Origin of the sequence: Prochlorococcus marinus subsp. pastoris str. CCMP1986 (assembly GCF_000011465.1) — a bacterium.
Lineage (GTDB): Bacteria > Cyanobacteriota > Cyanobacteriia > PCC-6307 > Cyanobiaceae > Prochlorococcus_A > Prochlorococcus_A pastoris.
Map to the genome: position 1 here is coordinate 165,910 of NC_005072.1, position 24,924 is coordinate 190,833.

Here is a 24,924-nt window from a genome sequence, read left to right on the forward strand (position 1 = left end):
GAGGTTAAATTATTAATGGCTCAACTAGAGACTAGAACAGAACCGATGGTGGTCAACTTTGGCCCTCATCATCCATCTATGCATGGAGTTTTAAGGTTAGTTGTAACCCTTGACGGCGAGAACGTAATAGATTGTGAGCCCGTAATAGGATATTTGCATAGAGGCATGGAAAAGATAGCTGAAAACAGGACAAACGTTATGTATGTACCTTATGTAAGCAGAATGGATTATGCAGCCGGAATGTTTTATGAAGCTATTGTAGTAAATGCACCAGAAAGATTGGCGAATATTGTTGTACCAAAAAGGGCCAGTTATATAAGAGTTCTAATGTTGGAGCTCAATAGAATTGCAAATCATCTTTTATGGCTAGGTCCATTTCTAGCAGATGTAGGAGCTCAAACTCCATTCTTTTATATCTTTAGAGAAAGAGAAATGATTTATGACCTTTGGGAAGCTGCTACTGGACAAAGATTGATAAATAATAATTTTTTTAGAATAGGAGGTGTAGCTTGTGATTTACCTTACGGATGGTTAGAAAAATGCATTGATTTTTGTGATTGGTTTGCTCCAAAGATTGATGAATATGAAAAACTAATAACAAATAACCCTATATTCAAAAAACGAATTGAAGGTCTTGGAACCATAGAAAGAGATCAAGCAATTAATTGGTCACTTTCTGGACCAATGCTTAGGGCTTCTGGAGTCTCTTGGGATTTGAGAAAAGTTGATAGTTATGAATGTTATGACGATTTTGAATGGGAAATTGCTTCCGAAAAAGAAGGTGATTGTTATGCCAGATATCGAGTAAGAGTTCAAGAAATGAGACAATCATTAAAAATTATTCGTCAAGCTTGCGAAATGATTCCTGGAGGCCCAACAGAAAATTTAGAAGCTAAACGCATGGCTACAGAGGATAAAAAAAGTGAAATATTTGGCATGGATTATCAATATGTAGCTAAGAAAGTTGCGCCTACTTTTAAGATCCCTAATGGAGAATTATATACAAGATTAGAATCTGGGAAAGGTGAAATAGGAGTTTTTATTCAAGGAAATAATGAAGTTACACCATGGAGATTTAAAATTAGAGCTGCTGATTTAAATAATCTTCAAATATTGCCTCATATTCTAAAGGGAGCAAAAATAGCTGATATTATGGCAATCCTTGGCTCAATAGACGTCATTATGGGTTCTGTAGACAGGTAAACCTTTTAATGAAACCTAAAAATTGGTTGATTTTAAAAAGGAAAGTAAGGTTTGGTGATTGTGACTCTGCAGGAGTGATACATTTTCACAACCTTTTAAGATGGGCTCATGAAAGTTGGGAAGAAAGTATAGATATATATGGTATTCCTCATCAGGATATTTTCCCCGATTCTAATTCCCATAAAAATCAAATTATATGTCCCATAGTTAATTGCGAAGCCAATTTTTTATCACCTATTAAGATTGGCGATTTACTTTCAATTAAGATATTCCCCAAAAAAATTAATAATCACTTATTTCAAGTAAATACATTTTTTTTAAAGGATGAAATTAATGTCGCTGAAGGAAAAATCATCCATTGTTCTTTAGATGTTGATTCAAAATTGAAAGTTAAATTACCTGATCAACTGGAGAGGTGGATAGAGGCTTCCAATATAAATACGAATTTAAAAGAGTGTTAATTATCATGAGTTACTATTTTTCAAATATGAAATTAGATTTTTTAATATAATTTGATTGATTTTTACCAATAATCCAAGCTTCAGGTCTCTCATGTCTTGGCCAATTTTTAGAAAAGTTTTTTAATATTTTTAATGAATATTCAATATCTGTTTTAGAAGTTTGTTTTTTAAAATCAATGTTGATTTCAATTTTGTTTCCCCATTCTTTATTAGGTATATTAAAAATCTTAAAATTTTCTATTGGAATTTTTTCATTTAAGATAAATTTACTTAATCGTAATTTAATTACTTCTGGAAAAACTATTTCACCTCCAGAATTAAAAGCATTATCTATTCTTCTAATAAATTTTAAATAAGAAGAATCATTCAGTTCTTGGATTTCTCCCAAATCACTGCTTTCCCACCAACCATTTTTATCTTTGAAATTTTTAGTTTTAGAAGCTTCAAGCAATTCAATTCCTATTCTTTCTGATTTGATTTGGATTAAACCCTTTTTACTAATTCTTAAATTTATATCACATAGTATTTCTCCAACATTATCAATCCCTTCTAAAAATTCCTTAGGTTTTAGGCTCGTAACCATGGCAGCAGTTTCAGTTGATCCGTAACAAGGTGCTAAATTTATTTTTTCTAGTCTGCACTTGCGAGAAGTTTCACTAGATATAGATGCACCACCAATCCAAATTAAATCAAAAATCTTTAACCAATTAACCCCATCTTTTTCAGATAAAAGTCTTTTTAATTGTGTTGGAACTAATGATGTTATCAGGTGTTGATTTTCTTTTTTTATCTCATTAGTAAAGACTAATAATTCCTTGGTTTTTTTAATTAATTTAGGAGAAATATTGATATGCTCACAACTCCATATTTTGCTTCTAAATAGTGGCATTAATCCACTGATATGATTCAAAGGTAAAGTATTAAAAATTAAACAGTTTTGTAATTTAAATCCTTGCTTTTCAAGCCAAATTCCAGATGCCTTAGCAGAAGAATTAAGATTTTCTAAACTATGTATGCATTTTCTAGGCTTTCCACTACTGCCACTACTATTTAAGATAATTGCAGGTCCAGTTATATCTATAGTCTCTAATATTTCTTCAGTTGTATAAGATTTATTTTTTATATAGGATATTTTTTTATCGTTTATATTTTCAAGAATTTTTTTTATAGATTCTTTTTCATTATTTTCAACTTCAATAATATGAATTTTATTTTTCATAATTGATCCCATATTTTTTGAGCATCATTTTGGAAAAGAAAAGAATTAGGATTTTTTTTTAAAGCCAATCCAGGAACTTTGGGAGTTAGTCCCAATAGCTGTAGAGAGGATAAATGAAAAAGCCATCTTCTGCCTATTCCTGTCTCGAAAGAAGTGCTTAAGGATCTAAAACCTTTTTTATCTTTTAACTCTTTTAAAAGTTGCATAGGATTTCTTTCTTGAGAAGGTCTGCGAATTTGCCAACCATCCCATTCATTAATCAAATATGGATATTTTAATAGTGATTCATCTAAAGCAATTGGCATCTTTTTATTAAGTTCTTTTAAACCCTCTATATCATCTTTAGAAAGAGGCTGTTCTAACCAATCTATATTTTCAATATCTTTCAAAATATCAACCCATCTATTAGCTGTTTCTCTTTCCCAAGAACCATTCGCATCTATTCTTAATTTTATATTACTTTTTAAATGATTTAGTATCTCTATTAGAGTTTTTTCTTCGGAGAAATTATCTTGTATGCCTACTTTCCATTTAATAGTGAGTGATTTCTTGTTCAAAAGTTTATTACCTTTTAAGATTATTAATTCTTTAAGAGCGTTATGAGGATCTAAAAGTATAGCTGTTTGATCAATTTCATTAAAGTAATAATTTTCCTGAAAATTTATTTTTCTTTCAATTTCAGCTAATGCAGAGTTTATTGCTGATTGAATGCACGGGTGAAAATTCTTTATTAACTCAGATATATTTTTTGAATTTACGTATTTGGGAATCTGATTTAATTGTATTTGACATGCATCTAAATCATGTTTTCTTAGCGGATTTACTTCTCCAAAACCAACTCCCTTTTCTATATTTTTTAATTTAATTATCCACCCTGATTTATAGTTATATGTTGTATTTGAATTATCCACTTTCGAAGATAATTTAAAGAAAAAAGATTTTTTTTTAAAAGTTAAGTTCATTTATAAATCAAGTAATTTATTATAAATCCTGCTATTAATCCAATTCCATTTAGCGTTTGGAATTTGATAGCAATAAATTTACAATTTTTTATTGCTTCAGGTTTGTTATATGAATATTTCAACAAATTTATAAGCTTTAATGATTGAGGAAAACTTATGAGAAAAAGAACACAAAGTATCGGAATAAATCCATTAATTATTAAAAAAAGTTGGAAAACATAAATTATAAAAACTATCCAAGGAATAATTTTAGCTCCTTTTTTCGCTCCTAAAAGAACTAAAGGTGAATTTTTACCATGTTCTTTATCTTCTTTTATCTGATGAAAATGAGAGCAAAATAGTACTAGTGTGGTTGCCAATGAGGATCCTGAACCAAGTAATAATGATTCTTTCCAAGGAATAGAAATCATGTATATATCTGATGGATTTAATGCAATTAAAGCAGCGGCGTAAGCAAAGGGGCCAAAAGCTAACCAACATAATGGTTCTCCTAAACCCTGGTATCCCAAACGAAAAGGCGGTCCTTGATATAAATATCCTAAGAAGCAGCAAGCGCCGACTAATAGCATTACATTTATGCTCGTCGAAATTGAAATAATGGCAATTACTACTAATCCAATTAATAGAGATGTATAAGCGGTAATTGAAACTATTGTTTTACTTCGCACAAGATTTACAATGGAATGAAATTTAAATTCATCAATTCCTGTTTCTGAATCAAATAAATCATTAGTTAGATTTTCCCAAATTAGTATTAATATTGCAGCGATTGTGAATGCAATTAAATTATATATTTTGACATTTTTGAAAGAGTTGAGGGTATAAGCTCCTGAAATAAACACTGGTAAAATTGCTACTGAATAAAGAGGCCATTTTATTGCTTGTTTCCATAAACTTTTATTTCTTTCATTCATTATTAATGCAGTTAAGAAAAACTATAATTATTAAATATAGTTTATAAATTGAGTTACATTTTTTACTTTAATGCATGATTTTTAGTTATTTTCAATAAGTGATGAAAAATAATTTAAACTTTTCAGATTTTTTAAAAGGCGTTTTTTCCAATTTCGATAAGAAAGGGGTAAATTCAGGATTAGTAAGTATTTGTATTGAGATACCTTGTGTTAATTTATTTGATGTATATGAATTTTTCATTGATAAATATTCTTTTTCTTCTTTTTGGGAAGAGGATAATAAAATGTCTTATATAGCTCTTGAGAAATGTAAATATCTAACTTTAGAAGGGCCTAAAAAATTTAAAGTAGCCAAAGAATTTAGCGATGAGAACTTTAATAATCTAATAAATTTGACTGATGAATCGAATAACTCTGCGCTTTCAAAAATAATTTATTTTTTTTCTTTTTCAGAGAATCTAAAGAAAAAATATTGCTTGTTTGACGTTCCTGGTTTAGAGGCCATTTTACCTAAAATATTGATTATTAAAAACAAAAAGAATTGTTGGTTAAGAATTAATGCACATGTAGAGGGTAAATCTTCTTTGAGGACTTTAATTGAAGAACTATGGTCAATAAGGGATCAGATCTTAAATTCAAAAAATCAAAAAAGTAAAAATATTTTTAATTATCCTTCGATCAATTATTTTTTGAATTCTTTAGAATTATCAAATAATAATCTGAATCAATTAATAAAAAAGGGAATTAAATTAGTAGAAAAAGGTAGCCTTGACAAGATAGTTTTAGCTTCAAGAGTCAAAATAGAATTTAAAAATAAATTAAATCTAATAAATATTTTAAAAAAATTAAAAACTAATCAACCAAATACTTGCAGATATGTTTGGAGGAGAAATAGTAAAGATATTATATTCGGAGCATCGCCTGAAAGATTATTTTCTTTAAGGAAGCCTGATCTGGTTTTAGAAGCTATTGCTGGAACAGTATCAAGTGATTTAAATCCGGATTCTCTTATGGAAAGCTCTAAGGATATAAAAGAGCATAATTATGTACTTGAGTATTTAATTAAATCTTTGGAAGTTTTAAAGATTAATAACCATACAAAAAGTTCTTTAAAGGTAACTTCTTTTGGAGATATTTCTCATTTACAAACTTTGGTATATTCCAAGATTAATAACATATGCCCTTTTGATTTGCTTAGAGTTTTACATCCATCTCCAGCAGTCTGTGGATCTCCTAAAAAGGAGGCAATTAATTGGATAAACACACTTGAATCATTTTCTAGAGGAAATTATGCTTCGCCAATAGGGTGGGTAGATTCTGAAGGGAATTCAGAATTCAGAGTAGCTATAAGAGGAGCACGTTATATTGATCAAAATCTAGAATTTACGGCTGGTTCAGGGTTAGTAAAAGGTTCTATCTCTAAAAAAGAAATTGAGGAGATTCAACTTAAATTTCAATCTTTAGTGAAGCAAATATTTCTTGCCAAAACCACTAAATAATTTCTAATAATTTTTCAATTACTTTATCCGAAACACTTTTGTTAGATAAAGTTTCTATCTCTCTTAATCCTGTTGGGCTTGTTACATTAATTTCACTAAGCATTTCATTTATTACATCTATACCAACAAAGAATAAACCTTCATCTTTGAAATGTTGAGATAACTCAGTACAAATCTTTTTTTCTTTAGCTGTAAGGTTTGTTTTTTCTGCTTTACCTCCCATAGCTAAATTACTCCTAAAGTCTCCTCCTTGAGGAATTCTATTTATTGATCCAATTGGCTCACCGTTAACAATAATTATTCTTTTATCCCCTTCTTTTACTTCGGGAATGAATTTTTGCATCATTACTGGTAATTGTTCTTGCGATGTTATTAATTCAATCATTGCTTTAATACCTGGAGAATCCTTAGTTAGACGAATAACGCCTTGTCCTCCTTTTCCGCCAAGTGGTTTAACAACAACATCATGATTAATTTGTGCAAAATTAATAAGATCTTTTACTTTACTTGCAACTATTGTTGGAGCCATCAAATGGCTGTACCTCAATGCCCCTAATTTTTCGTTCCAAGCACGTAATGAGGAAGGCTTATTTATAACTTTTACTCCTTTTCTTTCAGCCACTTCCAAAAGATGAGTTGCATATAAATATCCCTCATTTACTGGGGGATCTTTTCTCATCCAAATACAATTAAATTCAGCAAGAGGGATACATTTATTTTCTTTAAAAGAAACCCATGGACAAACTTCAGCTCTCCAAGAAGATGCCCATACTTCATCTCCTCTTGCCTCTAGATCTTGAGGAGTACAAATCCATACTTCTATCTTTTTCTTGGAAGAAGCTTGCATTAATGCTGCAGATGAATCTTTTAATGGATTTATATTTTTTATTGGGTCAACTACAAATAGAAATTTCATATTATCTAATTCAGTAATAAGTCCAGTTTGTCTTCTTTTTCTAATTCATAAAGTTCGTCACAACCACCAATACTTTTGTCATCAATGAAAATTTGAGGAACTGTTCTTTTACCATTAGCTCTCTCCATCATGAGTTCCCTTGCATTATCATCGCCATCTATTTTATGTTCAGTAAAAGTTATATTTTTTTTTTCAAGTAAAGATTTCGCTCGTATGCAGAATGGGCAAAATCGCCAAGTATAAATTTCAACTTTAGACATTTTTTTAAAATATTATTTACTTTATACTATTAAATAAAAGTGCTTGTTAGATTATAAATAACAATTAAATTCTATTTTGATAGATATAACAGAATTTAAAAAAGATCTTTCAGAGTTAACCAAGCGCCTGGGTAATGCTCAGGATTGTCTTTGACGTTCCCAATTTAGTAGCTAAGAAAAAAGAGTTAGAGCAAATTGCTGCTCAACCAGAATTCTGGGGTAATCAGGCAGATGCAAAAAAACATATGCTCAACCTTGATGATGTTAGAGATCAACTTCAATTGTTAGATAAATGGAAAATGTTCATTTCTGATGCTGAAGCTTCTCTTGAGCTTTATTCCTTAGAGCCTGAAGAAGAAATGATTGTTGAGTCACATCAAGGGTTAGTCACTTTAAGAGAGAATTTAGATAAGTGGGAATTCCAAAGATTATTATGTGGTGAATATGATAAAGAAGCTGCTATCGTCTCTATTAATGCTGGTGCAGGTGGCACTGATGCACAAGATTGGGTGGAAATTCTATTAAGAATGTATTCAAGATGGGTAGATAATAATGGAATGAGCTTAGAAATTACTGATTTATCTGATGGAGAAGAAGCAGGTATTAAAAGCGTTACTTTTGAAGTTAATGGTAAATATGCTTATGGTTATCTTCAAAATGAAAAAGGTACTCATAGATTAGTAAGAATCTCACCGTTTAATGCAAATGGTAAAAGACAAACTAGTTTCGCTGGAGTTGAGGTCATGCCTAAATTAGATCAAAGTATTTCATTAGATATTCCTGATAAAGATTTAGAAATTACAACTAGTAGATCAGGTGGAGCTGGTGGACAAAACGTTAATAAAGTAGAAACAGCAGTAAGGATTGTACATTTGCCTTCAGGAATCGCTGTAAGATGTACTCAAGAGAGATCTCAGTTACAAAATAAGGAGAAAGCAATGTTATTGCTTAAAGCTAAATTATTAGTAATAGCTAAAGAACAAAGAGCTTCTGAAATATCGGATATTAAAGGTGATATTGTTGAAGCTGCATGGGGTAATCAAATACGAAATTATGTTTTTCATCCCTATCAAATGGTCAAAGATTTAAGAACAATGAAAGAGACTAATGATTTAGATGCAGTTCTTAATGGTGGATTAGATCAATTTATTCATGAATTATTACGTATGAATATTTCTTCTAAAGAGTCTATTAAATAAATTTATGGCAAATAAAAACGAAAATTTAGAAAAAAAAGTTTCTCCTCCTAGCTTTATAAAACTAGCTATGAGAAACATGGTTAGGAAGGGTTCTAAAAGTATTTCTCATTTTTCAATTACTTTTTTAATTCTGATCGGACTTTTAATTTTAATAGCTACTTTAGGAAAGCCTAATATGCCAGTTTAATAAAAGTATGTATCAAAAAGATTTATATGACTTACAAATAGATTTAGTCTTTAAATGTAATGATTTTTCTAATTTATCAAATCATTTTATAAATAAGTCAGATAATATTATTTTCGAATCTGGTTTTTGGGAAGAAGTATTATTGTGTTGGATTAAAATAATTCTAGATGAAAAAGATACTTCTTTTCCAAATTTTATTTTATACAAAAAAAGTTTTTCGTTAAGTTTGCAGATTATTAATGATAATGAAATTTCTTCTATTAATCAAAAGTGGATGAATAAATCTGGGTCAACTGATGTTTTATCTTTCCCAATTATTTCTGATGAAGATACTACTAAAGATTTAAATTTTATTGAATTAGGAGATTTATTTATATCCTTAGAAACTGCTTTTAAACAATCCTTAGAATTTAATCATTCTATTAAAAAAGAAATGCTCTGGTTAGCAAGTCATGGATTATTACATCTTTTGGGATGGGAACATAATGATGATTATGAATTAGATAATATGTTAAATTTTCAAGAATATTTAATTTCAAAATTAGATTGAAAGATTTATTAATTAACTATAAATGAAGAGGAAAGCAAAACTTTTAAAAAGTAGAAGAAGGTCATATAGGACATCTAAAAATGTTTTAATAAGTTTTAGATACGCTTTTAATGGGATTAAATATACATTTAAAAATTCAAGAAATTTTAAAATTCAAGTTCTTTTTGCTTTTTTTAGTTTAATCATAGGTTCTATTCTTCAACTTGATAAAAGCGATTATTTGATTATGCTGGGGACTATTTTTTCTGTATTGACTTTAGAAATAATAAATACATCAATCGAATCTTTAGTTGATCTAGTGATTAAAAAAAAGTTTAGTAATCTTGCTAAAATCGCAAAGGACTGTTCAGCAGGTGCTGTATTATTAGCTTCAATTAATTCTGTTATTATTGGTCTATGCTTATTTATTCCTAAAATGAAGTTATTATTTTTAAATTGAAAAAGATATGTTTCTAGTTATTGATAATTATGATAGTTTTACTTATAACCTTGTTCAATACTTGGGAGAACTTTCAGTAGAACATAATATAACAAAAGAATTATTAGTAAAAAGAAATGATGAAATTACTTTAGAAGAAATAAGACATATTAATCCTGATGGTATTTTATTGTCTCCTGGTCCAGGGAATCCAGATCAGTCAGGTATTTGTCTGGCTATTCTCCAAAACTTATCAAAGGAAATTCCAATATTAGGAGTCTGTTTAGGTCATCAAGCCTTGGCTCAAGCCTATGGCGGCAAAGTAATAGTGGGTAAAGAATTAATGCATGGCAAGACCTCAAAAATTATTCACAATAAAAAAGGATTATTCAAAGATATTGATAGCCCATTTGTGGCTACTAGATATCATAGTCTTATAGTAGATTCAGAATCTCTCCCCTCTTGTTTTGAAATAACTGCAACTTTAGAGGATTCAACGATTATGGCAATTTCGCATAAAGAATATAAAAAGTTACATGGTGTTCAGTTTCATCCAGAAAGTGTTCTAACCCAATTTGGACATAAATTAATCAGTAATTTTCTAAATATGGCTGAACAGAAGTAAAATATAATTATAAAATTTTCTATGAGTATTATCAAAATTAAAAAATTTTTCCTTTTTATATTATTTTTATTTTTAATACCCTCATCCGCTATGGCAGGTGATTTGTTATTAAAAAGTTTAGGTCATGGTAGTTTTTTAATTAAAGGAAGAGAAAAATCAGTTCTTATAAATCCTTTTAAGGCTATTGGTTGTGCGAGTGATTTAAATGAGCCAAAAGACATCAATGCTGATTTTATTTTAGCTAGTTCAAAACTAGCTGATGAAGGATATAATCCAAATGATCAATTGATGTTTGTAGAACCTGGAGTTTATAAATTCGAAGATATATTATTAAATGGAATTGAGGTTCCTCATGACAGAGTTGGGGGAAGAAGGTTCGGTATGGCTACGGTCTGGAGTTGGGAGCAGAATAATTTAAAAATAGTCCACATGGGTGGAGCTGCTGGTGAAATGGATATAAATAGTCAAATTATTTTGTCCCGTCCAGATATTTTGTTTATTTCAATAGGAGGAGGATTAAAATCTTATAACGGAAGCGAGGCCTCAGATATAGTAAAAACATTAAAACCCTCAATTGTTGTTCCTGTTCATTTTAGGAGAGGTAAAAATATTAGTGATAATTGTGATTTTTCTAATGCTGACTTTTTTCTTGAAAATATGCAAGATTTTAGAATCAAATATCTTGGTAAAAGCTTTGAAATAAATTCAAAAAGAATTGATAAAAATACTATTTATATTTTCAAAGATTAATTATTAAGATCTAATTTTTTATAAGTACTCCAGAAAAGACTCATTTGTTCTTGAGTTCCTATACTAACCCTTATAGAATTCTCAATATCTTTTTTGTTTTTCATCTCTCTTATTAAGATACCCTTTTCTCTCATTTGCCTTGTCAAAATTTCGGGATTTTTTTTTGGCCAAATTAAAAAATAATTTCCTCCACCAAAATGTTTCCTAATTGCTATGGATTCAAATTTCTTTTCAATTAATACTCTCGCTTTTTTTACTTCAGAAACATAATCATCTATATAAGATTTATCATTTAGAGCAGCTAGTGCAGCAGTAACAGCAAAACTATTCACATCGTAAGGCCCTGTCACTTTATTGATATATTGCATTATGCTTTTATGTCCGAAAGCAAAGCCAATTCTTAAACCAGCTAAACCAGCAGTTTTTGAAAGGGATTGAATAACAACTATATTTTTAATTTTTTTAAAGTCTATTACTGGAAGAAGACTATCTCCATTAAATTTCTCATAAAGTTCATCAACGACAATTAATGAATTTTTATTCAAATTTGCTAATTTAATTATTTCTTGAGCACTTACAACAGTACCAGTAGGATTATTTGGATTACAAATAAATATTAATTTAGGTTTATATTTAATAATTTTTTCTTTAAATCGCTTTATTGGGAATAGAAAGTTTTCTCCTTCGTAGGCACAAGTTATTTTTCTCATACCTTGTATTTCAGAACAAGGAGAATAATAACCAAAAGTCGGATTAGTGGTCAGAAAAATTTCATCCCTGTCGCCAAAAGAATTAAATATCGCATTTATTGCAGCATCAGCTCCATTAAACAAACCTATCTCTTCAGAGTCAAATTGCCTTGATTCATAATAGTGATTCGATACAAATTTTTTTAATAAGTTATATTCTGGATAGATTGAAATTTGATTTAAATTAATATCTTTGATAGCTTCATATACTCTTTGACTGGGACCTAAAGTATTTTCGTTAAAATCTAAACGCAATAAATTTCTTCTGTTTTCTAAAGGTGCAGAATAAGATTGCATATTTATTATTTCCTTTCTTGGGAGAGGTGAAAGATTATTTATTTGATCAAATTCATTCATTACATTCTCTCTAAGGTTTCAATTCCAAGAAGCTCTAAACTTAATTTTAAAGTCTTTTCAGTTAAAGCACATAATGTAAGTCTTGAAATCTTTGTATCTATTTCTCCCTTAAGAATAGGAACTTGATCATAAAATCTATTAAAAGTCTTACATAATTCAAACAGATAATTACATAGTCTATTTGGCATTAAGTCTTTTTCTATCGAAATAATAACTTCATCAAATTTAAGTAATTTCCTTATAAGCTTCCACTCTAAATCATGGCTATAGGAAATAGATTCCAAATTTATTGCCTCTTCAGTCATATTATTTTTTCTATTAATTCCTGAAATTCTTACAAGTGTATACAAAAGATAAGGCGCCGTATTTCCATTAAGAGAAAGCATTTTTTCAAAACTAAATTGATAATTTGTGATTCTATTTTGGCTTAAATCAGCATATTTTACTGCTCCGATTCCAATAACTTTTGAAGTATTTAAAACAAAATCATCATTTTCAAAACGACTTTCGTTCTCTAATCTTTTTAATAGATCTTCTTTTGCTCTTTTAACTGACTCTGATAATAAATCTTTGAGTTTTATGGTATCTCCCTCTCTTGTTTTAAGTTTTTTGCCATCAATTCCTTGTACTAGCCCAAATGGGACGTGATTTACTTCACAATCTTTAGGGATCCAATTAGCTCTTTTTGCAACTTGAAAAACTCCTGCAAAATGATTGGATTGTCCATGATCTGTTACATAAATAATTCTAGCTGCATTATCGCCATAAGGTTCCTTAGTAAATCGATATCTTAGAGCAGCAAGATCAGTAGTTGCATAATTGAACCCACCGTCTTTTTTCTGAATAATAAGTGGTAATGGATTACCTTCTTTATTAGTCATGCCATCAAGAAAAACACATTTTGCGCCTTGATCTTCTATTAAAATTTTCTTGTAATTTAAATCCTCAATTATTGATTTTAAAAACGGATTATAAAAGGATTCTCCTCTTTCCTTAATTTTTATGTTCAATGTTTTATAGATTTGATCAAACTCTTTTCTTGATTGATTACATAATAATTTCCATGCTTCAATTGATTTTTTATCTCCACTTTGTAATTGAACAACCTCTTCTCTTGATCTCTTTTGAAATTCTGTTTCATTATCAAATCTTTTTTTTGAAGCTTTATAGAATTCAACTAAATCACTAATTTTTATTCTATCGATTTCTTTAAGATCACTTGAATATAAATCTTTAAGCTGTGTAATAAGCATTCCAAATTGTGTACCCCAATCTCCAATGTGATTTAGTCTTAAAACGATATATCCTCTAAATTCGAAAATTTTTGAGATCGAATCTCCTATAATTGTTGATCTTAGATGACCCACATGCATTTCTTTAGCAATATTAGGACTTGAAAAATCTACGATAACTTTTTTTTTGGAATAAATATTATTTTTATGGGATAAAGGAACACCTGCTCTAGGGCATTTAATATTAGATTTTATTGCTTCAATCAAAACTTTATTTTTTAATTTTATATTTATAAAACCTGGTCCCGCAATTTCTAAATTTTCACACAAATTAGATATCTTTTTATTTTCTTTGAGGGTCTCAATAAATGCAATAGCAATTTCTCTAGGGTTACTTTTATAAATCTTAGATAAAACCAGACATATATTACATTGATAATCACCAAACTCCTCTTTAGATGCTTGATTAATTAGATTTTTACGTATTTTTTCAAATTCTTCTTTCTTTTCATTTTTTATAAGACTTTCTAGAAGGGTTTCTTCAAAGCTTTTAGTTAATTCTTTAAAAATTGTCTGCATGAATTATTAAAATGCTATTCGAGTCATTTAATTAATATAACGCATACTAAAATCAATCCAATTACTTTTAGTAATTGAAGAACTTGTTGAAATCAAATCAATTCCATCAATTAAATAGTTACTAATGTTTATTGGATTAATTCCAGATACCTCTATGATTAAATCATTCCTAATTGTTCTAATAGAGTTATTTGTTGATAACTGTCTTAATTCTTTAATGCCTTCTTTAAGTAATTCAGGATTAAATTCATCTAACAAAATACTATCTGCACCTGCTAAAACTGCATCTTTTGCTTGCTTCATATCTTCTGCTTCAATAATAATATGAGTTGTAAAGGGAGTATTTAATCTAATTTTTTCAACTGCATTTTTCAAGTTATCAGTCCATGCAATATGGTTTTCTTTAATCATTGCAGCATCATATAATCCCATTCTATGATTAATACCACCACCACATTTAAAAGCATACTTTTCAAATATTCTTAAACCAGGAGTAGTTTTTCTTGTATCTGCTAAATTTATATTTGTACCTTTCAGAACATCTACAATATTTTTTGTATAAGTTGAGATTCCCGATAAATGCATTGAGATATTGAGACTTATTCTTTCGCTTGCTAAAAGACTTCTTGAAGGGCCATTTAGTTCAAGAAGCTTTTGATACTTCAAAAATTTTTCACCATCATTAATAAAAAAATTGTACTCTATCTTTTCGTCAATTTTTTTTAAAATTTCTTTTATTATTCCAACACCACAAAATATTCCTTCCTCTTTTGCTATCCAATGGGCTTTTCCTATTTTTTTGGTAATAGCAGAAGCTGTAAGATCACCTTTACCGATATCTTCTTCAATCCAACCATCAATAATTCTAGAAATATTTGGAGAGTATAAATCCACTAAATTTGAATAAGATAAAAATTTTATTTTAACTTTTAAATTTTACTTTATACATTTATGTATTTTAATAAAAATTTATTTACCTATACAAAATTTGGAAAAAATATTATTTAGTAGATCTTCAGTTAATTCTTGACCTGTAATTCTAGATAAGTTTTTTATTCCATCTCTAACTTCAATTGATAATAAATCGAAAGGTAATTTATTAGCAATTATTGGATCAGTATCATTTAAATTTTTTAGGCAATCCGTTAGGTTTGATATTTGTCTTTCATTTAAAAAAATATCTATATTTTCAAATTCTTTTGATCCACATTTTTTAACTATCTTTTCGACTAGTTCTTTTTCGCCTTCATCATTTTTAATACTCATTAAAACAGAGTTCGATAAATTTTTTTTATTTACTTTTTTTGAATCAATTAAATCTTTTTTATTCCCCAAGATTGTAATCAATTTTTCTTGTGGAATTTTGCTTATGATTTTCTCATCATCCTTATTTAATCCTTCTTCAAGACTATATAAATAGATTATATAGTCTGAGTTTTGAATCATTTCAAAGCTTTTATCAATTCCAATATTTTCTATATATTCATCGGTTTCTCTAATGCCAGCTGTATCTATTATTTTTATTGGTATATCTTTTATAGTCAAATTCACTTCAATTATATCTCTAGTTGTTCCTGGAATACTAGTAACTATTGCTTTTTCTTTTTTTGAGAGAAGATTTAAAAGAGAACTTTTCCCGACATTGGTTTTGCCAATAAGAGCAATTGATATTCCATTATGAATATGCGCCCCCCTTTTTGAATTTTCTATAAGGATTTTTATTTTTTCTTTTATAATTTTAATATTTCTAGAAAAATCATTATAATTAAATTCTGAAAAATCTTCTTCAAAATCTACTCTTGCCTCTATTTCTGATAATTGCTCAATTAAATCATTTTTAATAATATCAATCTTTTTCTTTATTTCTCCCTTTACTCCATTAAAAGCTATTTCGGCTGATTTAAGATTTTTTGCATTAATCAATTGATTAATTGATTCTGCTTGAGTTAAATCTATTTTGCCATTAAGAAATGCTCTTTGACTAAATTCTCCTGGATTTGCAATCCTTACTCCAGTATTATTTGATAACAATGTCTCAATCACTTTATTTACAACAATTACTCCTCCATGACAGTGCAATTCAACAATATCTTCTCCAGTGAAACTATTAGGAGAATGCATAACTGTAATTAAAATTTCATCTATAAATTTATTTTCTAAATTATCTTTTATAAAGCCATGAAAAACTCTGTGAGACTCCCAAGCATATTTAGATTTTGTTTCTACAATATTTTTACAGGAATTTATTGCTTCTTCCCCTGATACTCTTATAACTGCAATTCCTCCTTTACCTAGACTTACAGCCGAAGCTATAGCTGCTATTGTATCCTCAGTATCGATAATTGATTCCATCTCTCACTATGCTGTGGATAATTAAGTAGGCTTATCAAAGAAAACTTTTTTGATTGTGATTTCAGAATGAAGCTGATAAAGAATCTTCAATATAAAAAAATTCTATCATTATTTCTGAAACAAGATGGTACTCCCTTTTTTAATGCAAAGGGAGTAGCTGTTGGGGTCTTTTGTGGATGCTTTCCTTTCTTTGGTTTTCAAACTTTATTAGGATTATTTTTAGCAAGAGTTGCGAAAGGAAATCTTTTTCTTGCTGCTATTGGTACTTGGATAAGTAATCCATTTACTTATGTACCCCTATATTTTTTCAATTATAAAGTTGGTTCATTTTTGCTAAAAAACTCACCAGATATTGTTTTTGATAAAAATTTAATGATTGAAGAATTATGGGAAAAAGGAAGTGTTTTTTCATTAAGGTTAATTTTGGGTTCAGCATTAGTTGGATTTTTATTAGCTTCTATTTCAGGAATTATTGTTTTTTTGCTGTATAAAAGAAAAATAAAAAAAACAGCATCTTAAAAACTCTTCCAAGTTTAAATTAACTTATTCCTACCCGTGCAATATCTAAAACATCAGCCATTGATTTAATTTGATCAATAGTTTTGTGGAGTTGACTATAACTTTCTAGACCAACACATAAATTAATTATTGCAGGTTTACCAAAAGCGGTTTTTACATTTGCATCGCTAACATTTATTCCTTTATCAGATAATCTCATAAGAATATCTTTTAGGACGCCTACTCTATCTATAACTTCTATTCTCAGTTGAATTGGGAACTTATTGTCAAGAATCTTATTCTCTTGGTTCCATGCAACAGGTAATCTTCTCTCTATTGGTATTGGGATAACATTCTCACAATCTCGTCTATGAATAGTGATACCGTGATTACCTAGAGAGACAGTTCCAATTATTTCTTCCCCAGGAAGTGGACTGCAGCATTTTCCGATTCTATAATCTAAGCCTTCGACCCCAGTGATTGGTGATTTATTAGTTGCATGAGATTTGGTTGCTATTGAATTATTTTTATTTATGAGAGATCTTGCTAATTCTTCGTTAGATTCATTTTTAATTTCTTCTGTCTGTATTTTAATCTCTTCTCTTAATCTATTCAATACTTGATGTAAAGTTAAGCCCCCAAATCCTAATGATGCTAGTAGATCTTCCGTAGACTTTAAATTACATCGATGTGCAACTTTTTTCATAGCATCACTTGAAATTAATGATTCAAATCCATTACGACCTATTTCTTTTTCAAGCAGATCTTTTCCTCTTTTAATAGTTTCATCTCTATGGCTTTTTTTGTACCACTGCCGAATTCTATTTTTTGCGGTTGGAGTAACTACAAAATTCAACCAATCTAAGCTTGGAGTTGAATTAGTATTAGTTAAGATTTCGATAAAGTCGCCATTTTGCAATGATGTAGATAGAGGAGATAGCTTCTCATTTATTCTTATACCATTACAATGATTGCCTATTTCTGAATGTATTCTGTAAGCAAAATCGATTGCAGTAGATCCTTTCCTTAGGCCAACAACATCTCCTTTTGGTGTAATCACAAATACCTCTTCATCGAATAAATCTTCTTTTATAGAGGCTAAATAGTCATTATGGTCTTTCTCATTACCTTCTTGTTGCCACTCTACTAATTGTCTAAGCCAATTAAATCTTTCTGCATTACTAGATGCAGGTGAACCTCCTTCTTTATATTGCCAATGTGCAGCTATTCCGAATTCTGCAATTTGATGCATTGAACTCGTTCTTATTTGAACTTCAATAGGCCTATGTCTGCCGATCACAGAGGTATGCAAGGACTGGTAACCATTTGGTTTTGGTAAACCTATATAATCTTTAAATCTTCCAGGAATTGGCCTAAAAGTATCATGAACGACTGCTAAAGCTTTATAACAGCTATCTGTATTGCTAACAATAATTCTTAAAGCAGCAACGTCATAAATCTCGCCAAATTGTTTTTGTTGTCTTTCCATTTTGCTCCAAATACCATAGAGATGTTTTGGTCTTCCCGTAATTTCAAAATTTACTAAACCTGAAGAGACTAAGTTTTCCTTCATCAAATTTAAGGTAACGTTTAACCTTTTTTCTCTATCACTTCTTTTAACGGCAATTTGATCTTTTAAATTTTTATATTCTTCAGGTTCAAGAAATTTAAAAGCTAGATCTTCTAATTCCCATTTAAATCTATTTATTCCTAACCTATTTGCTAAAGGAGCATATATTTCTCTCGTTTCTCTTGCAATTCTCTCTTTTCTCTCTTCATTAAGCCATTGAATTGTTCTCATATTATGTAGTCGATCTGCAAGTTTAACTAAAACAACCCTTATGTCGCTTGCCATAGCTAAGAACATTTTTCTAAGATTTTCAGCCTGTGCTTCAGTTCTATTATTAAAATGAATACCTCCTAATTTAGTTACACCTTCTACAAGTACTTTTACTTCTAAGCCGAAATTAACTTCTATCTCTGAAAGAGCAATTCCGGTGTCTTCAACAACATCATGTAATAGGCCGGCAGCTACAACTGATGAACTTGCACCAATTTCTTTAAGCAGATCTGCAACAGCTAAAGGATGGATTATATATGGCTCTCCACTTGCCCGAAGTTGCCCATTATGAGCTTCATAAGCAAGTTTGAAAGCTTTTACTATAAGATCTTGATTCGAATTATTTTTTTTATTTGATACTTCATAGTTTTGAATAATCTCAAGAAGCCAATTAGGAATATTTATCTCATACTTCAAAGATTCACTTTCATAATTTTTATTTTCAGGCAAAATGATTGTTGAAACTTTAATTTCATTTTTTTCTTTTGAATTCGCCGTCGCCTCAGCCATATAATTTTCCTTTAAATTTATTTTATTTAGGAAAAGAGAAATTTGCTACAAAATTATGAAAATAAATAAAAGCAAAATTCTTGAAATAAGGAATCTAAATGTCAAATATGGTCCTTATCAGAAATCTACCATAAAAAATTTTAAATTAGATCTATTTAAAGGAGATCACTTAGCAATTATAGGTCCTTCTGGATGTGGTAAAACAACATTTGCAAAAACAATTGTAAATATGCTTCCTGAAGGTTCAATTACTCAAGGATTTATAAAAATATCTGGAGAAGATCTTACTAAAATTGATAAAAAACAAATTCAATTATTTAGAAGAAATAATTTTGGATTTATTTATCAAGATTCCATAAAAAAACTTAATCCTTTAATGACAGTTGGAGATCATTTAAAAGAATTATTCAAAACACACTTTCAAAACTATCCTCCTTTAATTATTAAAGATTTAGTAGAAGAAAATTTTAGAAAAGTAGGAATAGATATTGAAAGATTAGATTCATTTCCTCATCAATTTAGTGGGGGAATGAGACAAAGAGTTTCAATTGCAATGGCTTTAGCTTTGAAACCTAAAATATTAATAGCAGATGAACCTTCAACCAGTCTGGATTCTAAGACTAGTTTTGAAGTAATGAATCAAATTCTTTGTTTATGTGAGAAATCTGGAACCACTTTGGTTTTGATTAGTCATGACATTAATCTTGCAGCAAAGTGGTGTAAAAAAGTTGTGATAATGGATCAAGGATCAATTCAGGAGCAAGGAAATATAAAAGAAGTTTTCAAATCGCCTAAATCAAAAATTGGAGACAAATTGGTAAATGCAGCAAATATATCTTTGAAGCCAAGAAAAATAATTACCTCTATAAATGATGTTGTTTTAGAGGTTAATAATTTAAGACACTGGTATAAATTAAATTCTTCAATTTTCCAACCCAAATGGAATAAGGCTTTAAAAGAAGTTAGTTTTAAATTGTATCGAAATGAAGTCCTTGGAATTGTTGGATCTTCTGGGAGCGGAAAAAGTACTTTATGTAGAGCTTTAATAGGACTCTTGAAGGTGAGAGGAGGTGAAATAAAAGTTTATGAAAGAAATTTAGAATTACATAAAAAAAAGTCTAATAATTTTAAAAATATACAAATAGTTTTCCAAGATCCTTTTTCAAGTTTGAATCCAAAAATGAAAATTAAAAATATTTTGAAGGATATATTTTTAATTCAAAAAATATCTAATAATTATCAAATTAAAAATGAGATTAAACTAATTTTGAAAAATTTAAATCTACCTTCAGATTCTGAATTCTTAAACTCCTACCCCAATCAATTATCTGGCGGTCAATTACAAAGAATTTCAATTGCAAGATCATTATTACTTAAACCAAAAATTCTCATCTGCGATGAAAGTGTAAATATGTTAGATGCATATGTAAAAGTTGAGATACTTGATTTACTTAGAAAGATACAAGAAAAAATGGATTTAACTATAATTTTCATTACTCATGATTTAGGAATTGCAAAGAAATTTTGTAATAGATTATTAGTTATGAATTATGGACAGATTATTGAAGAAGGCGATTCAGTTACAGTTTTTTCTAATCCTAAGAATAATGTTACAAAAGCTTTAGTAAATAGCTCCTTAAACCTTAATTGATTTTTTTAAGACTCTCAATAATTTCTGAAATTCTTGGGGTAATTCTGCTTCAAATTTCATTTCTTCTCCATTTATAGGATGAAAAAGTCCTAGCTCTACAGCATGTAAAGCCTGACCATCCAATTTGCAAGGAAGCTTTTTACACCTTCCATATAAAGGATCACCAAGAATGGGGTGATTGATATGTGCACAATGAACTCTTATTTGATGAGTTCTTCCAGTATCTAATTTGAAGCTCATTAATGAATAATTACCTAATCTTTCTAATAATTTCCAATAAGTACATGCATATCTCCCGGATTTTTCATCAACTACTGCATACTTCAATCGATTTAGTTTATCTCTACCTATGTGTCCAACAATTTTACCTTCTGAAGTATTTGGGACTCCATGAATTACCGCAATATAGTTTCTTGAAGCGATTTTTTCTTTTATTTGTATTTGAAGATTGACAAGTGATTCTTGGCTTTTTGCTACAACCATACAGCCAGATGTGTCCTTATCTAATCTATGAACTATCCCAGGTCTTAACTTGCCATTTATTCCAGGTAAATCTTTACAGTGAAAAAGTAGTCCATTTACTAAGGTGCCTGATTTATGTCCTGGAGCTGGATGGACTATGAGTCCTGATTGTTTATTAATTACAATGATGTGTTCATCTTCAAAAAGGATATTTAAGTTCATCTTTTCTGGCTTTAAATATATGAGAGGTTCTGGAGGAGGCATCCAAATTTGTATATTATCTCCTGTTTTTAATGGGGTTTTAGCTTTTGCAGTTTTGTAGTTAACAAGAACTAATCCCGCGTTTATAAAATATTGTATTCTTGCTCTACTCTGTTCAGGCCTCTTACTTACTAGCCACCTATCGAGTCGCATAGGAAGGGACATTTCATAAGTAATTTCTATTAATTCACCTTTTCCTACTCCAAAAGAGTTTTTATTACTTGAGTTCATCTTGGCACTTCCAAAGAAATCTTTCCTAGCATTTGATTACGATAATCTTCTAATAATTTGTGAGCCATTCTTCTTTTATCACCTGAGGTATGTTTTAAGGCTACAAGATCAATCCATTCATGAGGGTTATCAAAGTTCTTTAATATATCAACTCCATATCTATCAGATATCTTTGAGAGTGAAATATTCGCATTTTTATCTTCTTTTAATTTGAAAATTATTTTTATAAATTCAATCGCAACACTTTCTATTTCATAAGCAGCCTCTCCAATATCATCACAAAGTGCAAGATTCAGAGCCGATTTTTGATTCTCTAAATTAGGAGGTATAACACCGGGGGCATCAAGCAAATCTATTCCATTGTCTAATCTGATCCATCTAAGATTACGTGTTACGCCTGCTTTCCTAGCGCTTTCAACAACTTTTTTCTTAGCGATTCTATTTATTAATGCAGATTTTCCTACATTAGGAAAACCGAGGGTAAGTGCTCTGATCGGCCTGACCTTCATTCCTCTAGATAATCTTTTGTTGTCAATTGATAATCGGGATTCCTTAGCAGATTTACAAATTTCTTTTATTCCTTTACCATTTTTTGCATCACACCAAAGAGGATATATATTATCTTTTTTAAACCACTTGTTCCAATTAGTTATAGTTTCTGTACTTATCATATCCGCACGATTTATCACAAGGATATGTTTTTTGTTTCTAATCCATTGATTAAGATGAGGATGACCTGTTGATAAAGGAATTCTTGCATCTCTAACTTCTATAACTAAATCTACCCTATTTATCACTTCAGTTAGCTTTTTTTCGGCTTTAGCAATATGGCCTGGGTACCATTGAATTTTAGGTATTTCCAATTGATTAAATCCAACAAGTTGTACGTATGAACCTTTTGATTCTTATTAATTTCAAAAGTTATTATATTTAATATTAATGTAAATATTAAATTTTTTTTATTTTTATAAATTTGTTATGTCTAGCTAATTTTTAAAATTTATTAAGGCATAAGTAACACTTAGTACTTTTTAACCCAATAAGCTCAAATTAACGTTAGGGTTTCTTGGTAAAAATAGGATGTTTTAATGTCGAAGTTGTCTCTTTCCAGTCTTGATAAGTCTAAATTAGAAGGAAAAAAAGTTCTTGTAAGGGTTGATTTTAATGTCCCATTAAATGACAGTGGTCAAATTACTGATGATACTAGAATAAGAGCAGCAATTCCTACGATAAAATATCTTATAAATAATTCGGCAAAAGTTATATTAGCTGCTCATTTTGGAAGACCTAAAGGGAAAGTTAATGAGAAAATGAGATTAACCCCAGTTGCTGCCAGATTAAGCGATATCTTGGAACAAAAAGTTAATCTGACTGAAAGCTGCATTGGTGAAGAGGCTCTAGCTAAATCTAATAGTTTAAACAATGGGGAGGTTTTATTACTAGAAAATGTTCGTTTTTATGAAGAAGAAGAAAAAAATGATTTAGATTTCGCTAAAAATTTAGCTTCTCATGCAGATATGTATGTTAACGATGCTTTTGGAGCTGCGCATAGAGCTCATGCTTCAACTCAAGGAGTTACAAAATTTTTAGAACCTGCTGTTGCAGGATTTTTGTTAGAAAAAGAGTTGAAATATTTACAGGGCGCAATTGATGCTCCAAAACGTCCTCTTGCAGCAATAGTAGGAGGTTCTAAAGTAAGTAGCAAAATTGGAGTTTTGGATTCTCTTTTAGATAAGTGTGACAAAATTATTATTGGGGGCGGTATGATTTTTACTTTTTACAAGGCAAGAGGATTAGATGTTGGGAAGAGTCTTGTTGAGGAAGATAAACTCGAACTAGCAAGAAATTTAGAGGCAAAAGCAAAAAATAAAGGGGTAGAGCTTCTATTACCATCTGATGTATTACTTGCAAATGAGTTTTCTCCTGATGCAGAAAGTAAAGTCTCTCAAATAGATGCAATAAGTGGTGATTGGATGGGCCTAGACATTGGGCCACAATCAATCAAGGTTTTCCAAAATGCTCTTGCCGAATGTAAAACAATAATTTGGAATGGTCCAATGGGTGTTTTTGAATTTGATAAATTTGCTGAAGGTACAAATGCAATAGCAACAACCCTGGCAGATTTAAGTTCTTTCTCTGAGGTTTGTACAATTATTGGAGGGGGAGATTCTGTCGCTGCAGTAGAAAAAGCTGGCTTAGCTGAAAAAATGTCACATATATCTACTGGTGGAGGGGCTAGTTTAGAACTTTTAGAAGGCAAAACTTTACCTGGAGTAGCAGCTTTAAAAGACGCTTAAATTATATTTTTTCAACAATTTCAACGCTTTTAGTGAAAGAAATAGTTCCCTTTGGATGAGAGATAACACCTGACCATATTTGTCTTGCTGGTTTGGATGATGCTCTAGTCGTTTTAAAAATGCCTCCAGAGGCTAAAGGCTCAATATTGATTTCTTGTTTTAAATGAGAATCTTCCAGATGCGATATTATTCCTCCAGCTATAATTACATCCCCAAGTGGTTCATTTAGAATAATATCAATATCATATTTTGTACCAGTAAGAACTTTCTCAGGAATTCTAAAAATAATATCTATTTTGTTTTGGTCATTTCTAATAGTAGTTAATAAATTTTTTATCTTTCCATTTTTTATTTTGTCGTTTTGAATGGAAAACAGATACTTAAAATTAGATTCAAGAAAGTATTTATCCCCATTAAATATTTTATTTCCATTAACTTTGATATTAAATATTTTTTCTTTAGAGTTTTCTACGCTTAATCTTTTAATTTGCCATGTTGAATTAGGGAAATCTTTGATTATTTCCTTAAATTGTTCTTGAATTTTAAAGTTTTCATCTTCTTTAAAAATGTTTTTTATCAATTTTAGGTTTCGAGTATTTAATGCATTTTCAAGATTTCTTCTTATATCAACGTTTGTATTTTGGGTGATTGCTAATTTTGGGGAAATGAGATAAATAAATATATATATAAATAATCCTAATTTTGGAAAAAACTTTAAATTGAACATTTTCATAATTTTATT

25 protein-coding genes are annotated in these 24,924 nt (G+C 29.5%); 12 read left to right on the forward strand and 13 right to left on the reverse strand.

Annotated elements, in window-relative coordinates:
* Positions 1-15 precede the first annotated feature (15 nt).
* Together TX50_RS00895 and TX50_RS00900 are read left to right on the forward strand one after the other, a co-directional pair.
* A complete protein-coding gene (locus TX50_RS00895) occupies positions 16-1,203 on the forward strand; it encodes an NAD(P)H-quinone oxidoreductase subunit H (RefSeq protein WP_011131811.1) in 1,188 nt (395 codons plus the stop codon).
* An 8-nt stretch (positions 1,204-1,211) separates the two neighbouring features.
* Positions 1,212-1,664, forward strand: coding sequence for an acyl-CoA thioesterase (locus TX50_RS00900; protein ID WP_011131812.1), 453 nt, complete (start codon positions 1,212-1,214; stop codon positions 1,662-1,664).
* A gap of 13 nt (positions 1,665-1,677) precedes the next feature.
* Here the strand turns inward: TX50_RS00900 and TX50_RS00905 are convergent, their stop codons facing one another.
* Genes TX50_RS00905 through menA form a run of 3 tightly spaced genes read right to left on the reverse strand, consistent with a single transcriptional unit; the run spans position 1,678 to position 4,759 of the window.
* Complete coding sequence (locus TX50_RS00905) at positions 1,678-2,883, reverse strand: AMP-binding protein (RefSeq protein ID WP_036930409.1); 1,206 nt, start codon at positions 2,881-2,883, stop codon at positions 1,678-1,680.
* Positions 2,880-3,845: an o-succinylbenzoate synthase gene (locus TX50_RS00910; RefSeq protein WP_011131814.1), complete on the reverse strand. Its 966-nt coding sequence runs from the start codon at positions 3,843-3,845 to the stop codon at positions 2,880-2,882. Before TX50_RS00910 ends, TX50_RS00905 begins: the two co-directional genes overlap by 4 nt.
* Positions 3,842-4,759, reverse strand: coding sequence for a 2-carboxy-1,4-naphthoquinone phytyltransferase (menA, locus tag TX50_RS00915; RefSeq protein ID WP_011131815.1), 918 nt, complete (start codon positions 4,757-4,759; stop codon positions 3,842-3,844). Before menA ends, TX50_RS00910 begins: the two co-directional genes overlap by 4 nt.
* Positions 4,760-4,860: 101 nt before the next feature.
* Between menA and TX50_RS00920 the strand changes: the two genes are divergently transcribed.
* Positions 4,861-6,258 (forward strand): isochorismate synthase, encoded by a 1,398-nt coding sequence (locus TX50_RS00920; protein WP_011131816.1) that lies wholly within the window; start codon positions 4,861-4,863, stop codon positions 6,256-6,258.
* On the opposite strand, the gene gshB is transcribed toward TX50_RS00920, so the two are convergent.
* On the reverse strand, positions 6,251-7,174 hold the full coding sequence (gene gshB, locus TX50_RS00925; RefSeq protein WP_011131817.1) for a glutathione synthase: 924 nt from the start codon (positions 7,172-7,174) through the stop codon (positions 6,251-6,253). The two genes, TX50_RS00920 and gshB, sit on opposite strands and share 8 nt — an antisense overlap.
* 5 nt (positions 7,175-7,179) lie before the next feature.
* Positions 7,180-7,434: a glutaredoxin 3 gene (gene grxC / locus TX50_RS00930; protein ID WP_011131818.1), complete on the reverse strand. Its 255-nt coding sequence runs from the start codon at positions 7,432-7,434 to the stop codon at positions 7,180-7,182.
* A 76-nt stretch (positions 7,435-7,510) separates the two neighbouring features.
* Between grxC and prfB the strand changes: the two genes are divergently transcribed.
* The 6 genes from prfB to TX50_RS00960 all read left to right on the forward strand — a co-directional run bounded on the left by prfB (position 7,511) and on the right by TX50_RS00960 (position 11,163).
* A protein-coding gene (gene prfB / locus TX50_RS00935) for a peptide chain release factor 2 (protein ID WP_011131819.1) occupies positions 7,511-8,633 on the forward strand; the annotation gives its coding sequence in 2 pieces (ribosomal slippage) (positions 7,511-7,585 and positions 7,587-8,633; 1,122 coding nt in all).
* A gap of 4 nt (positions 8,634-8,637) precedes the next feature.
* Positions 8,638-8,820, forward strand: coding sequence for a DUF3285 domain-containing protein (locus TX50_RS00940; RefSeq protein WP_011131820.1), 183 nt, complete (start codon positions 8,638-8,640; stop codon positions 8,818-8,820).
* A gap of 7 nt (positions 8,821-8,827) precedes the next feature.
* Positions 8,828-9,370: an rRNA maturation RNase YbeY gene (gene ybeY / locus TX50_RS00945; RefSeq protein ID WP_011131821.1), complete on the forward strand. Its 543-nt coding sequence runs from the start codon at positions 8,828-8,830 to the stop codon at positions 9,368-9,370.
* A 22-nt stretch (positions 9,371-9,392) separates the two neighbouring features.
* Positions 9,393-9,809: a diacylglycerol kinase family protein gene (locus TX50_RS00950; protein ID WP_011131822.1), complete on the forward strand. Its 417-nt coding sequence runs from the start codon at positions 9,393-9,395 to the stop codon at positions 9,807-9,809.
* Between the two features lie 7 nt (positions 9,810-9,816).
* Complete coding sequence (locus tag TX50_RS00955) at positions 9,817-10,413, forward strand: anthranilate synthase component II (RefSeq protein ID WP_011131823.1); 597 nt, start codon at positions 9,817-9,819, stop codon at positions 10,411-10,413.
* Positions 10,414-10,434: 21 nt separating this feature from the next.
* On the forward strand, positions 10,435-11,163 hold the full coding sequence (locus tag TX50_RS00960; RefSeq protein ID WP_011131824.1) for an MBL fold metallo-hydrolase: 729 nt from the start codon (positions 10,435-10,437) through the stop codon (positions 11,161-11,163).
* Here the strand turns inward: TX50_RS00960 and TX50_RS00965 are convergent.
* The 4 genes from TX50_RS00965 to mnmE all read right to left on the reverse strand — a co-directional run bounded on the left by TX50_RS00965 (position 11,160) and on the right by mnmE (position 16,432).
* Complete coding sequence (locus TX50_RS00965) at positions 11,160-12,269, reverse strand: pyridoxal phosphate-dependent aminotransferase (RefSeq protein WP_011131825.1); 1,110 nt, start codon at positions 12,267-12,269, stop codon at positions 11,160-11,162. The two genes, TX50_RS00960 and TX50_RS00965, sit on opposite strands and share 4 nt — an antisense overlap.
* On the reverse strand, positions 12,269-14,080 hold the full coding sequence (argS, locus tag TX50_RS00970) for an arginine--tRNA ligase (RefSeq protein WP_011131826.1): 1,812 nt from the start codon (positions 14,078-14,080) through the stop codon (positions 12,269-12,271). Before argS ends, TX50_RS00965 begins: the two co-directional genes overlap by 1 nt.
* 27 nt (positions 14,081-14,107) lie before the next feature.
* Positions 14,108-14,974, reverse strand: coding sequence for a carboxylating nicotinate-nucleotide diphosphorylase (nadC, locus tag TX50_RS00975; protein ID WP_011131827.1), 867 nt, complete (start codon positions 14,972-14,974; stop codon positions 14,108-14,110).
* 75 nt (positions 14,975-15,049) lie between these two features.
* Positions 15,050-16,432: a tRNA uridine-5-carboxymethylaminomethyl(34) synthesis GTPase MnmE gene (mnmE, locus tag TX50_RS00980; protein ID WP_011131828.1), complete on the reverse strand. Its 1,383-nt coding sequence runs from the start codon at positions 16,430-16,432 to the stop codon at positions 15,050-15,052.
* 66 nt (positions 16,433-16,498) lie between these two features.
* Here mnmE and TX50_RS00985 point away from each other — a divergent pair, with 66 nt between their 5' ends.
* Positions 16,499-16,951: a DUF2062 domain-containing protein gene (locus TX50_RS00985; protein WP_011131829.1), complete on the forward strand. Its 453-nt coding sequence runs from the start codon at positions 16,499-16,501 to the stop codon at positions 16,949-16,951.
* 19 nt (positions 16,952-16,970) lie between these two features.
* On the opposite strand, the gene TX50_RS00990 is transcribed toward TX50_RS00985, so the two are convergent.
* Entirely contained in the window at positions 16,971-19,280 is a 2,310-nt protein-coding gene (locus TX50_RS00990; RefSeq protein ID WP_011131830.1) for a RelA/SpoT family protein, read from the reverse strand.
* A 55-nt stretch (positions 19,281-19,335) separates the two neighbouring features.
* On the opposite strand from TX50_RS00990, the gene TX50_RS00995 reads away from it, so the two are divergent.
* Positions 19,336-20,931: an ABC transporter ATP-binding protein gene (locus TX50_RS00995; RefSeq protein WP_011131831.1), complete on the forward strand. Its 1,596-nt coding sequence runs from the start codon at positions 19,336-19,338 to the stop codon at positions 20,929-20,931.
* On the opposite strand, the gene TX50_RS01000 is transcribed toward TX50_RS00995, so the two are convergent.
* Both TX50_RS01000 and ylqF read right to left on the reverse strand, forming a co-directional pair.
* A complete protein-coding gene (locus tag TX50_RS01000; protein ID WP_011131832.1) occupies positions 20,917-21,885 on the reverse strand; it encodes an RluA family pseudouridine synthase in 969 nt (322 codons plus the stop codon). The two genes, TX50_RS00995 and TX50_RS01000, sit on opposite strands and share 15 nt — an antisense overlap.
* Positions 21,882-22,748 carry a ribosome biogenesis GTPase YlqF gene (gene ylqF / locus TX50_RS01005; RefSeq protein ID WP_011131833.1) on the reverse strand — a complete coding sequence of 289 codons (867 nt, stop codon included), beginning with the start codon at positions 22,746-22,748 and terminating at the stop codon, positions 21,882-21,884. Before ylqF ends, TX50_RS01000 begins: the two co-directional genes overlap by 4 nt.
* A gap of 225 nt (positions 22,749-22,973) precedes the next feature.
* On the opposite strand from ylqF, the gene TX50_RS01010 reads away from it, so the two are divergent.
* Complete coding sequence (locus TX50_RS01010) at positions 22,974-24,182, forward strand: phosphoglycerate kinase (RefSeq protein WP_011131834.1); 1,209 nt, start codon at positions 22,974-22,976, stop codon at positions 24,180-24,182.
* 1 nt (position 24,183) lies between these two features.
* Here the strand turns inward: TX50_RS01010 and TX50_RS01015 are convergent, their stop codons facing one another.
* On the reverse strand, positions 24,184-24,915 hold the full coding sequence (locus tag TX50_RS01015) for a hypothetical protein (protein ID WP_011131835.1): 732 nt from the start codon (positions 24,913-24,915) through the stop codon (positions 24,184-24,186).
* Between the last annotated feature and the right edge of the window lie 9 nt (positions 24,916-24,924).